Raw genomic sequence first — 13417 nt, 5'->3', positions numbered from 1 at the left:
GCATCCGTCTCCACGCTCTGCTGACCATGGTTTCTTCGGCTGTAAACACTTCAGCAAGGCGAATACTTTCCTCCAAAGCAAAGGTATTCAAAAGATTGATTGGTAAGAAGTACGAGTTCCGGACATCCGGATGTAGCCATTCCGGACATCCGGATGTAGCCATTCCGGACATCCGGATGTAGCCATTCCGGACATCCGGATGTAGCCATTCCGGACATCCGGGTGTGGAGAGCGGTAACATCCGGGTGTATGTAGCCATTCCGGACATCCGGGTGTGGAGAGCGGTAACATCCGGGTGTAGAAAGGCGGAAGATGGGCATGTTACCAAACTTTTCTGCTTGCTTTTCGTTCTTTTCCTACTTGTTTTAGTAAAAAAGGACCTTTATGTTGAGGGAACTATCTCCACACAGATGTATATCGGCACGGTTCCCTGCGTTTTTGTAAACAATACCGGCTACCCGTTTCAACGGCAGGTAGTGATACAAGTGTGATACAGGAATCCGGTATGTATCACTCCTTGCACACCATGTTTGTCAATGCTTGCAAAACAAAGTGTGATAGAGTGATAGAGAAACTGGATTATTGTGCAAGAGAGAACCGCAAACTGATACCGTAGTTTGAGTTTGAAGTCGGATAGGATGCACTCGATATCAACGGTTCATTGATCTGAATATCATAGAATGCACGGACCGTCAACGCACGGCTCAAACCGTAATCAGCCGAGAAGGAGATTGTCTTTGCGATGTTACCGCTAGTAGCCTGCGTCAGTTGCGTGTCGATTTTACGAATCAACGACTGCATCTTGTTGAACGAGAAATCAAGGCGAACGGTGAGGTCATTGCTGAAATCACGCGTTTTCTTCATCTTCAAAACCTTGTTGAACTCGGCATATTTGTAACCCAAACCGATCGTCACTTTCTTGGAAAGTGCTTCGACCAATTGGTAGGATGTCGTGTTCAGGCTTAAATTGCGGGTAGTCGAATAGTCCGCCCGAACCGTCACGTTATTCAACAGCGTCGCATCTGCACCCAACAAAGGACTAAACGCTTCGGTAAGGCTGACAGACGAAATCGAATAAGGAGACGATGGTGTCGGGTTATCGTTCAGAATCGACTGGATATATCCCAGTCCGTCCTGCCCGGCATCCACCCAATTCAAGAAGGATGTGAAAGCACCTACCGAATAAGAACAACGGTACTGGTGACTCAACGTCAAGCTCTTGAAATATTTCTTGACAGCCGGAATCTTGATCAAGCCGTCGTAAGTAACGCGCCAGTTAGGCAACATGCTCTTCAACGAAGGGAAAGCCGTCAAGCCTACCTTCTTCGGGTCCTTACCGGTATAAGCGGCCAGAAATGCAGGAATCAGGACATCCGCCGAATTCCGGTTGACGCCGTTCACATTATCTGTTCCCGGATTATAAGGCATTCCTCCCAAGCCTTTATCATGGATAAAGCCCACATCCGGATATTTCAAGCCGGAATACTTGCTTTCGATACGTTGGGCAATGATCTCGCGGTTTGCCAACAACTTGTCAAAAGCTTTCGAAGAATAGTTATTCATAGCATTGCCACTGCCTCCGAATGCGCTTCCCAACGCGATTGTCGTCATGGTAAAGTTTCCCCCCATAATCTCCGGCATACCTTCATACATAAATTGTATTTCCGTATTACGCGTATCGTTGCGAAGAGCCGTCAAGTCGATCTTCAATCCAGTGATCGGTTCGAGGTTCGCCCGTATATTCAGATTTTTCGTACTGGTCATGACTGCGGCATTCACGTCTCTCTCGGTATCCGTAATCAGCCAGCCTTTTTCATATGCCTCGTCTATATAGCTACGACGCACGTCACCGAACGCAAAACCGATCCCCGGGGAAAGTCCGAATGAAGAACGTCCCTGGCCAAAGATATCACCGATCTCCGGACGGAAACCGGGCAGCATCATACCGGCAGAGTTCGTAAACTGAATATTGAAACGGCGCACCATCATCAAAAAGCGGGCACTGTGTTCAACCGCCTTGTAAAGAAAATCCTCAGTAGGGGCCGGTCCCGGTATGATCGTCAACTTCAAGCGCACCGTGTCTTGGTTCAAAATCTTAACCTGTGCGAAGTTGATCGGCTTGAACTTGACTTTGTAGACACGCCCGTCCGTTCTTCTGGCCGTGATTTGCACCTTTTTCGTAAACATTCCATGCTCGACAACCGTAGCGCTGTCCGGACTCAAGACAATTTCTTTTTCCAATTTCGGCTTTTTCTTCTTCTCCGTTTTTTTAGCCGTAGTCCGGGTATTGTTAAACTTCTGGTTGATCTTCTTCAAATATTTGTTTTTGTTGTAGAGAGATAACAGGTTCAAGTTCGCCTGCAAATCGAACTGACGCTGGTTCTTGATCGTATTACCCATCTCGATATCTTCGCTTACCGTCGCTCCACGATCCCAGTTGTAAGTAGCATTGTAGCTCAAAGAAGCATTGGTCCAATCCAGAACCGGGATCAGCTGCAACGGCAACTGCCAGGTCGCCATAAACTGCTGGTCATACTTCATCGGGGTTCCCAAGTCAGCGATGCTCTTCTTCACGGAATCTTTCCATAACTGGTAACCGTCCGGGTTCAGTTCCTTATTCACCTGCACATACGGTTCTTCGATACGGGCATTCGTACCGGAACTGAACGTTATGTTCAGGTTATTCGTAAAAGCCCAGTTCAAACTGAAAGCACGGTCCCAATAGAAGTTCTGGCTGAATGTCACCGGAATATCGTTAGTGACACCTGTTGCTGCTCCTGTCAGGTCGCGTAATTTTATTTCGTAATAATTACGCATCATGGCCGTCTGGAAGTTGATAGACGGGGCCACATTAAACGCCAGTTGTTTGGCATAGCGCGTATAACCGTTGTTTTTCTTCAATAACTTATCGAATGGCTTGATCGGCTTGACATAAGGCACATAGCTATAGGCAAAATTAGCACGATAGTCTTTCGTCGTTTCATATTCCGTTTCCGGATTTTTCTTATCATTAATACTGTACGAATATCCGAGTGTAAAGTTTGCCGGATCATAAGGCATCGGATTCTTACTCTTGATATTCACACGCACGTTATTGAATGAAACACTCTTGATAACCGTCCTATCTTGAGAATAATCACGGATCGAATCCTTCTCAGCCTTTGTTTCTGCCTTATCGATAGCATCCTTCAGTTTGACATCCTGATCCAGCGGATTGTATTTCGGATCATATGTTTCTTTCGAATAGGCATAATAGAACGGGATGCTGACTTGCGCCTTTTCCGGAAACAGTTTACCCAATTCGATAGAGGTCGCCACGTTATACTGTTTGAAGTCCTCCATCCGGCGTTCATTCAAAGACTGGTCAAGAGCACCAAAGCCGGCCGTTTCGATACGTCCACCCACATTCACCGTTCCCAAGTCGGAAAGCGCAACATTCAAATTCGCATTAGCAGCCCACCCACCTTCTTCATTGAAGTCGGTCAGGCGCAATTCGTTCACCCAAACTTCCCCGCTCTTCAACTTATTACGCACGTTACGCACACCGATCATGACTGTCTTCACTTCGGAAAGACTCGGATTGCCTTTGACACGGATCGTATTACCATCGTTGTCCGGATCCCTACCAGAATAGACAGTCTGGAAAGACACTCCATTCGTACCGGACCGTTTTTCCCGGTTACGCTCCAGTTTCAGGTCCGTCAGAATCTCCAAACGGAAATTCAACATGTTTTCTGCCGGCCAAACGATTTTCTGGTGTTCCGAATTGTTATAGTTATACTCCCCGTGCGGAGTCAATTTCAACGGTACTTCATATTCGTAATAGTTATTCTTATAGTCCGATCCCAGGCGGATAAAAACAGCGAGATCGCCATCTGCAAGATCGTTTACATCCAATTTCGGAGCCTCGGCATGTGTAAACAGTTGCAAGCGCTTATACTGCCGCAAATCATAATTCGTATTCTTATACACGGCACGTGCATCTTGAGCGGCAAGGTCCGTTATCTTTAAAGAAAGCGCCTGTTCGTTCTCCTGACGAATCTGAGGCTGGCTTGGATCCAGTACACGGCTGACGCCCGGGGGCAATGTATAGCTGACCGGATCCCTGTCACTGTTTTCCTCGATATTGACAGTCGAGACTTCCAATTTACCCTTCACTGCGGGCGGCATCTTCGGATCGGACAAATCCTGCTCGTAGGATCGCCATTCTCCGCGTACCAATTGCAGAGTACCGAAGCGCAACACGACCGATTCCTTAAATCCTGTCATATACATACGCATGAAACGAATCGTCTTGAAATCATTGATTGCCCCCACACGACGCTGATATTGTTTTACCGGAATCTTAAATTGATACCAGGTAACGGATTCTGTCGTACCATCCGCCAATCTTACTGATGAAGTACGTTTATCCGCAATGAAGTTTTCACCGACAACCGTATCCTGCGGAGTTATCCTGACTTTGTATTCGAAATATTTTTCATTTTTATTCAGAGTATTGTCCTGATTGATGTCTTCTACATCAGGCACGGTCTTGGAAGAAGTGCTGTAGCGCTCGCCCGAATCGTTAATATCTTTCGAGTTTCCTTCCGTTCCATTATAGCGTTTGTAACGTGTTAAGATATCCACCTCCTGAGAATCATAGTCCGAACCACGAAAATAGTGGAACTTGTCACCGGCCGGATCAAAGAAAGGGGACAGCTGTAACGGGTCGTTCTCCATCTCGGTTAGGGTTACCACATTCAATTTCTGGCGTAATTTATTCAGATAATCCTGGTAAGCCGGATATTCCTTTTCTTCATCCGAGGATAAACCGTTCAGGCCGACATCCTGCAACAGACGTGCACCTGCCGTATTGTCGAAGGCATAAACTGTACTCTGCTGTTTTGGAACCTTACCCCAAACAGTATAATCGACCTTAGACGTATCGCCATCGATTGGCAATCCGTTTTCGAAGAACTTCTTTTCATCCTTCAATATGTCTTCCGATATCTCACCCAAATTAAAATACAGATCCCCCCCTGTTGTCTGACGATCATAAATGAACGGATCGAGCATCCAAAATTCGATATATTCGACATTCGCCGTCTCAAAGTCACTCTGGTCTATCTTTCGCATCATTCCACCGAAACGCTTTTCCGGGTTTTGCAATGTTCCGTCAGGATTAATATTATCGGCATCCAAGTTATACGGTCCGCGTTCCTGCGGATAGTAAGCCATGTTCAGAACTGTCAACGTATTACTTTCACTCATGCTTTGCTGCCGTTGCGGGAACAACTCTCTCGTCTCGATAGCACGGACATAATGGTTGGACAAATCTTTTGTCGTAATATATTTCGGACGCAAAGAAGAATTTTTACGCGTAAACAATCCGTCGATCGTGTACCAAGCGAGCAAAGCACGACTTTTCCCGTAATCGATATTATTGGTCAGTCCAGCTTCCGGGAACAATTGAGGCGTACCATCGTCATAAGGCACACTGGACAACTGCCAGGGATAAGGGTCGGAGAGGTCAAAATTGCTCTGTGTCGACTCGAAGTCATCCAGATACGAATATCCACCCGTGTTCTTGTTTTCGTAATGCCCGGCAATCAAATGAGCGAACTCCGCATTGAAAGATATCTGGCTGGGTTTGCTTAGGTTCAGCAACGGCAGCTTGTCGAACATATTGGTAAGCCACTGACTCTCGCCCTTATAAGCCATATTGACACCCCAGAGCGTATTCTTTATCGCTTCGTCGCCCATCGTCGTCTTGGTGGTCAACGGCATTTCGGACATGTGCATGATGGTAGCGCCTACCATCAGATTCGAGTTGAACTGATAGTTCAAGTCCAATCCCATCATGGTCTTACGCTGCATGTTATAGGCTGTCTGGTTTTCCAGCGAGACGCTGACCGGCGTGCCTGCAGAAATAATACTTTCGTTCAGGATCGTTACCACGCCGGAAGTATAGTCAACAGTATAATCTACATTCTCGGTTAATATCGCTCCTCCAGCCGTTACTTTCACTGAACCTCGCGCTACGTTGGAAGCTCCCAACTGTATCTCGGCACCCGAAGAGGCTTTGTATTCCCCCTCCAGTTTGAACTTATTCTTTTCAGCAATCTGTCTGGCGACAGTCAATGTCGAGTCGTAGAGTTCCTGGAATACATATTTGTCAGCAATCGCATCATTGTTAATCTTTTTACGCAGATAGGAACCGAATGGTTCCACACTTGGAAAAATAATTTTCCCATTATCGGCAAGGACGGTCACACCTTCAATAAAGTCGTATATACCATCCGGATGCGGCTGATTGTTGGAATCATAGCTATCCAGGTTCAGCACTCGTAACAAGATTTGGTTGGCAATCGCCCCTTCCGGCAAATAGTTGACATACGTACCGGTTGTATCGCTTTGATACATGATATTCAACTTGAACTTCTCTTTTTGGACAGAGTAAGCTCCTAATGAATAGATATTTTTCATCATCAGGTCCCAAAAAGGCATATCAGGCGACATGGTAATTCCTTTCAACAACTTCACATACAGGCAAGAGGCAGCCGATGAAGGGTTGTCAGTCGAGAACTCGCCAACCTGATAAGTCTTTCCATCCGAATAAGTATAATTGTAAGCGACAGCCAATACCTCATCTGCCTGCAACTGTGTTTTCAGCGAGATATACCCCAACTTCGTATTGACCGTATATTCGGACGCATCCAGCAAACGAGCGCTTTCCACTTCTTCATACTCCGTACCGTTAACAAAAGTTCCTCCCAACGCCTGATTTACCGTGCTGATATCACGAGCACCGGTAAATTGTTGGTTAAGGGTATTATATAATGTATTCGTATTATTATAGGGGATAGACAGCGCCCCCGAAGGAGAAACGACCGCCGTATTCGAAATATTATCATGCTCGGCCAGATCGGCAAAAGCGACCACGTTACGCGCCTGGTCATAAGTAGCCCGTTTGTTTGTCACCCAAACTTCCACCTTGCTGATCGTGACGGGAGAGGAAATCGTATTCAGGTTCTTCACCGCCTCATCATAGCGGTCGCGAAAATAGTGTGACAGGAAAAAGTGACGATTCTCGTCATACTGGTCAATCGTCAATTCGAAAGGTTTTGTCTGCACGCCCCCTTTAGAACTGACCGTTTTCGATTCCGACTCCTGCTGTGCAAACAACGCATTGACTCGCAGCTTCCCGAACTGGAGATCCGCTTTCATACCGAACAGGGCTGCTCCTCCGTTGATTAGGGAGTTACTGGTTGTCATACTTACATTTCCGGCTTCCAGCGACTTGATAATTTCATCTTCCTCCCCGGTATAAGCTAATTTCAGTTTTTTGGAGTCGAAATCAAAAGAAGTTTCGGTATTATAGTTCATATCGAAATTCACTTTGCTACCAACCGATGCCTGTACATTCAATTGAACATTCTCATCGAAATTAAAGAAGGTACGGTTACGAGCACGTTCCGGCAAAGAGGGATTTTTGGTTTTATTCTGCTTCAAGCCTAACTCCACTTCGGCCGAACCTTGCGTTTTCACCCGGACACCGCCCGGCCCAAAGATACGTTCCGCCGCACCGATATTGAACTGCATATCAGCTAAGTTGAACTGCTTATTAGCCGCCTTTTGAAATTCTTCCTCGTTTTTCTGGCGATAGTAGGATTGAACGGATTTTTGGAAACTATAATCCTGGTATTCCTCAGGAGTCAACGAAATAGGAGTAGTCAGATCGGCATCACCTAACTTGGTACGGACTACATATGTCCCGGTTCTGATATCATATTCGACCACTGATTTCACGTTATCCGGCGTCTTCAAGTCAGCAGGTGACTGCTTGGTAAGATCCTGATATTCTTCAGGGACCGTCTTAGCTACCGGAAAGCGGGTGCGCACCTTCGGCACCGTATCATCCGGAACGACCGGCTGTTCAGTATCCGGCAACGACATCTCATAGGCCAGAAAATCCGTATTCATAGAATACAGACCTGCACCAAACAGTAGAATTGTTATCCAGAGTATAAATTTCAGTGTCCTTCTCATGTTAATTGACAATTGACAACAGACAATGACAACCGACAATTCCAAATTCTCCTAAATTGCCAATTGCCAATTATCCATTGCTTAAAGCATTCTTAGGGCTGTTTTAATGACCTGCTCGACAGCCAGTGCAGGCGAACCTTTCAATATCGAGTTAACCGCCTTTTGCGAAGCGGCCTTCTGGAATCCAAGCATAACCAATGCCGCCACTGCTTCTTCTGTGACAGCACCACTGGCAGCGACAGAAGAGGAGCCACCTGTCACTGTCATTCCCTCTATCGGCTTTACCTTGTTTTTGAGATCAACTAGAATACGTTGAGCTGTTTTCAATCCGATTCCTTTGACTGACGTCAGAGCTGTTTCGTTCTTATCTGCAATCACCCGGATCAATTCGGATGGTGACAGGGAAGAAAGGATCATCCGGGCAGTATTGGGACCGACTCCCGACACGGAAGTCAACATCAGAAACAGTTCGCGCTCATCTTTTCCTGCAAAGCCAAAAAGCAAATGGGCATCTTCACGTATTACTTCGTACACGTAAATCTTCCCGGTCGGTTTCCCATTATAAAAAGTATATGTATTCAAGGAGATATTCAGTTCATAACCGATTCCGGCACATTCCAAGATCATCCTGGCCGGTGTCAGTTCTACTATCTCTCCCTTGATATATTCTATCATGTATCTTACGTCTTTATGATTCGCACCTATTATAACGCAAAATTAGACAAAAGCGTATATCCGAACTATCTTTTTTAGTATTATTGTTTCCAAAACCCCGGCAACAAGATTGTCAGCACCGTAAAGATCTCCAAACGTCCGACCATCATCAGAAAAGACAAGAACCATTTCGATACCACCGGAACATCAGCATAGTTTCCGACCGGTCCCAGACTACCAAGTCCCGGTCCAACGTTACTGATCGAAGAGATAGTAGCCCCGATCGTCTCCTCAAATCCTACCCCATCGATCATCAGCACCATACAGCTGACAAATATTAAAGCAATATAGGCAAAAGCGAACGCCAATACCCGGTGGACGATATCACCAGAAACAGCATGCCCGTTCATTCGTACCGGAATAATGGCATGTGGATGCGTCTGCTTCTTAAACTCATTAAAGAGGTTCTTGGTCAAAATCACAAAACGGCCCATTTTCAAACCTCCACAAGTAGAGCCAGCACAACCACATACCACCATCAGAACTAGCGCTAACAGCCAGAAAAACGGTCCCCACGGAATATAATCGACCGTTGCAAACCCACATGTAGACACCAATGTCACGACCTGGAATACCGTTTGCCTAAAAGCTGTACCAAAATCGTCCACAATTCCTTTATACATGATCCAGACTGTCGATATTGCCGTAATAATCAGTACGAACCAGAAAAACCAGCGTGTTTCTTCATCCGCAAATAACTTCTTGGGCCTACCGTTAAAAAAGAAATATATCAAAGTAATATTGGTCGCACCGATAAACATAAAAATCGTAATTATATATTCGATATAGGCAGAGTCCCAGTAAGCGATACTGGCATTTTTCGTGGAATAGCCACCTGTAGAAATACAAGTGAGCGCATGATTGACAGCGTCATACAAGTCCATTGGACCCGCCCATAAAAGACCAATAAGGATAATGGTCAGGAACAAATAAACTCCCCACAGGCGCTTGGCCACCTGGGTAACACGCGGACGGAAACGTTCGTGCGTGATACCCGGAGTCTCGGCATTGAACATCTGGGTAGCCCCACCTCCGATAATAGGCATCAGCGCTACAGTAAACACGATCATTCCAATACCGCCCTGCCATTGCGTAAGGCTCCGCCAAAACAATATCCCGTGCGGAAGTGCTTCGATATCGGTCAATATGGTAGAGCCTGTCGTCGTAAAACCGGACATCGTTTCGAAATAAGCATCCGTCACATTATCTATATAGCCACCTAAATAGAATGGTAACATCCCCAAAAGGGAGAAAAGAGCCCAAGTCAATGTAACAGTCAGCATCCCTTCCCTGCGCCCGGCCGTATGTTCATTGGCTCGTAGTCCGATCAGCATAAAAAGGACTCCCGTTCCGAACATGATACCACTCGACTGAAGAAGCGGATAGAAGTCATTTCCTTCATATAAGAAAGCGACTGCCGTTGCAGCCAGCATAAACAACGTCTCAAGGATGAACATCATCCCTAACATCTTAATTATAAAACGAATGTTCAGCATAATATGCTATTAACAATTGACACATTGAACAGAGAAAAGAGACAACCCTGAGTTGTCCATTGACAATTAATTAAAGTAGTCCTCCAATTTACGCATAGCCGTATCCAAACAGAACACCACAACGTGGTCATAAGCTTGGATATGTGTATCACCCTTGATCATCATAGGCTCACCGTCACGAATCAATCCGCCCAACGTCAAATCTTTCGGAAGATTCAGATCTTTTACCTGCTTACGGGTAATTTTCGAATCGGGACGAGCAACAAGTTCCGCCACATCTGCATTGGCAAAAGTTAAACACTTCACGTTCGACACGTCTGCATCCAACAGGAATTGGTAGATATGGCTGGCAGCAATCAGTTTCTTATTGATAACCGAGCCGATGTCCATGCTCTCCGCTAAAGGTATGTAGTCGATATTTTCGATCTTGGCGATAGTCTTGAATACTCCGGCGCGTTTAGCAGCCAGACAAGCCAAGATGTTCGTACTCGAATTATCCGTCAGTGCGATAAATGCCTGTGCATCTTTGATCCCTTCCTGCATCAACAGATCGGTATCGCGTCCGTCTCCATTGATGATCAAGACATTTCCAGGGACAACCTCAGCTATACGGTGACTCTTTTCTTTGTTAGTCTCGATTACTTTTACACGGATATTGTTCGGAAGGTACTGGCAGGTACGGATCGCAATACGGCTTCCTCCCATAATAATGACTTTCTTTACTTCGGGGTCTCGCTTGCCCGCATGCAACCGGACGTCTTCGATATGGCTTTTAGTCGTTGTAAAAAAAACGATATCTCCCGATTCTATACGATCCGTACCACGGGGAATAATGGTCTCGTTCTGCCGTTTGATGGCAACGATATGATAGAGTTTCTGTTCGTTCAGTAATTCGGACAGATGTTTGTTCACAAGTCGGGAATTATCGCGCACCTTTACACCGATCAGAATCAGAGCGCCTCCGAACAACTCCCAGTATTGCCGAGTCCACGGGCGTCTGACAGCCGTAACAATTTCTTTGGCTGCCAGCATTTCCGGGTAAATCATGGAATCGATCCCCATTTTTTCAAACAGTTCCTTGTTTTTAGGGAGCAAATATTCGTAATTGTTGATACGCGCCAACGTCTTATGTGCTCCTAATTTAGAAGCCAGAATGCTGGCTGCCACATTGGTCGTTTCTTCCGGCGTGACACTGACAAACAGGTCAGCCTTTCTGATACCGGCTTCTTCCAGGTCCCGAATGGATGTCGGATTACCCACCATAGGAAGGATCTCCATGCTTGAATTCGTGAAATTCAAACGTTCCTCATTCGGATCCATCAGGATAATATCCTGCTTCTCCTGTGATAACATTTTTGCCAGGTGGGTTCCTACTTCACCGGCTCCGGCTATAATAATTTTCATTTTATATAATAGATTAATTATAAGGATATATATCCTCCGATAACCATCTTTTTTATTTCTCCTGCAATACTTTTGGCATCCATACCACACAGCTTATACAGTTCGGGAATCGATCCATGTTCGACAAACTCATCCGGCACACCAATCCGTTTTACCTGAGGAGCATATCCGTTATCAGCCATAAATTCCAAAACAGCACTGCCCAGTCCACCTTTGATTACGCCGTTTTCAACAGTGATGACACGGCTGAACCTCTTACCGACTTCATGCAGCAGTTCTTCATCCATCGGTTTTAAAAAAATCATATCATAATGGGCAATCGATATACCATCACTTTCAACCTCCTTTATGGCCTTTATCACTTCGTTGCCAATAGGTCCAAGTGACAAGATCGCAATATCATCCCCATCACGAAGTTTCTTGCCTTTCCCGATCGGAAGGATATGCATCTCATTCCTCCAATCTGCCATCTCTCCCTTACCGCGTGGATAACGGATCACAAAAGGGCCGTTACATTCCTTATACCCGGTATACATCAAATTCCTTAAATCCAGTTCGTTCAAAGGAGATGAAATAACCAAGTTCGGGACTGGACGCAGATAAGCGAGGTCGAACACCCCGTGATGGGTCGCCCCGTCTTCGCCTACTAGACCGGCACGGTCCAGACAGATTACCATATGAAGATTCTGAAGTGCAACATCGTGTATCACCATATCGTATGCCCGCTGCATGAAAGAAGAGTAGACATTGCAGAATGGGATCATTCCCTCTTTGGCAAGTCCGGCAGAGAAAGTTACCGAATGCCCTTCGGCAATCCCGACATCAAACGCCCGTTTCGGAAACGCTTTCATCATATAAGTCATAGAACAACCTGTCGGCATAGCAGGAGTGACTCCCACGATCCGTTCGTCCTGTTCGGCCAGCTCGACAAGGGTATGTCCGAAAACATCCTGATAAAGTTGGGGTTCGTTCAACTTATGGACAATGATCCGTTCTCCTGTTTCTTTATTGAACAGCCCTGGTGCATGCCATTCCGTTGCCGACTTTTCAGCAGGCTTGAATCCTTTGCCTTTTTTAGTTTTGATATGTAATAGTTTCGGACCTTCCATATCCTTTATATCATTCAGAACCTTGATCATATAACCGACATCATGCCCGTCGATCGGACCAAAGTAACGGATGCTGAATCCCTCAAACAGATTATGTTGTTGAGTAAGCAATGCTTTCAGACTATTGTTAAAACGAAGGATATTTCCCCGACGGTCATTATTGATCAGTTTCATCTTCCGCAATCCGCGGTACACATCATAACGCATTTTATTATATGCCTGGCTGGTTGTGATATCCACTAGATACTGGCTCAATCCACCGACTGCGTGATCTATAGCCATGTCATTATCATTAAGAATGATAAGCAGGTTGTTTGGATTAGCCGACGCATTATTCAGACCTTCAAATGCCAAACCACCCGTCATAGCTCCATCACCGATCACAGCTATTACATGCCTGTCTTTTTCCCCTTTCAGCGCAGAAGCGACCGACATACCCATAGCCGCCGAAATGGAATTTGAAGCATGTCCGGCAACAAATGCGTCATAAGGGCTTTCCAGAGGATTAGGAAATCCACTGATTCCTTTAAATTTTCGGAGCGTATGAAAAGCCTCTCGACGTCCAGTCAGTATTTTATGACCATACGCCTGATGCCCCACATCCCATACAATACGATCATAGGGAGTATTAAAAACATAGTGTAGTGCAACCGTCAGCTCTAC

The 13417-nt window shown here is 45.8% G+C and carries 5 protein-coding genes and 1 pseudogene; 1 reads left to right on the top strand and 5 read right to left on the bottom strand.

All coding sequences use genetic code 11. From position 1 onward, the window contains the following. Positions 1–106: pseudogene (locus BHV83_RS09640) on the top strand (uracil-DNA glycosylase); the annotation flags it as partial. A 473-nt stretch (positions 107–579) separates the two neighbouring features. On the opposite strand, the gene sov reads toward BHV83_RS09640, so the two are convergent. The 5 genes from sov to dxs form a co-directional block, all read right to left on the bottom strand. Further along, entirely contained in the window at positions 580–8031 is a 7452-nt protein-coding gene (gene sov / locus BHV83_RS09635; protein WP_286757448.1) for a T9SS outer membrane translocon Sov/SprA, read from the bottom strand. Between the two features lie 81 nt (positions 8032–8112). Continuing rightward, entirely contained in the window at positions 8113–8706 is a 594-nt protein-coding gene (gene ruvA, locus BHV83_RS09630) for a Holliday junction branch migration protein RuvA (RefSeq protein WP_005645946.1), read from the bottom strand. Positions 8707–8786: 80 nt separating this feature from the next. Then, on the bottom strand, positions 8787–10241 hold the full coding sequence (locus BHV83_RS09625; protein ID WP_022321289.1) for a TrkH family potassium uptake protein: 1455 nt from the start codon (positions 10239–10241) through the stop codon (positions 8787–8789). Positions 10242–10307: 66 nt separating this feature from the next. Next, positions 10308–11645, bottom strand: coding sequence for a Trk system potassium transporter TrkA (gene trkA, locus BHV83_RS09620; protein WP_005640429.1), 1338 nt, complete (start codon positions 11643–11645; stop codon positions 10308–10310). Between the two features lie 17 nt (positions 11646–11662). Further along, on the bottom strand, positions 11663–13417 hold a 1755-nt coding region (gene dxs, locus BHV83_RS09615), incomplete at its 5' end, for a 1-deoxy-D-xylulose-5-phosphate synthase (RefSeq protein WP_286757447.1).

This window comes from Parabacteroides sp. merdae-related_45_40 (genome assembly GCF_001915675.1).
The sequence above is the reverse complement of the archived record's forward strand: the minus strand, read 5'-3'. Positions and strand labels throughout refer to the sequence as shown.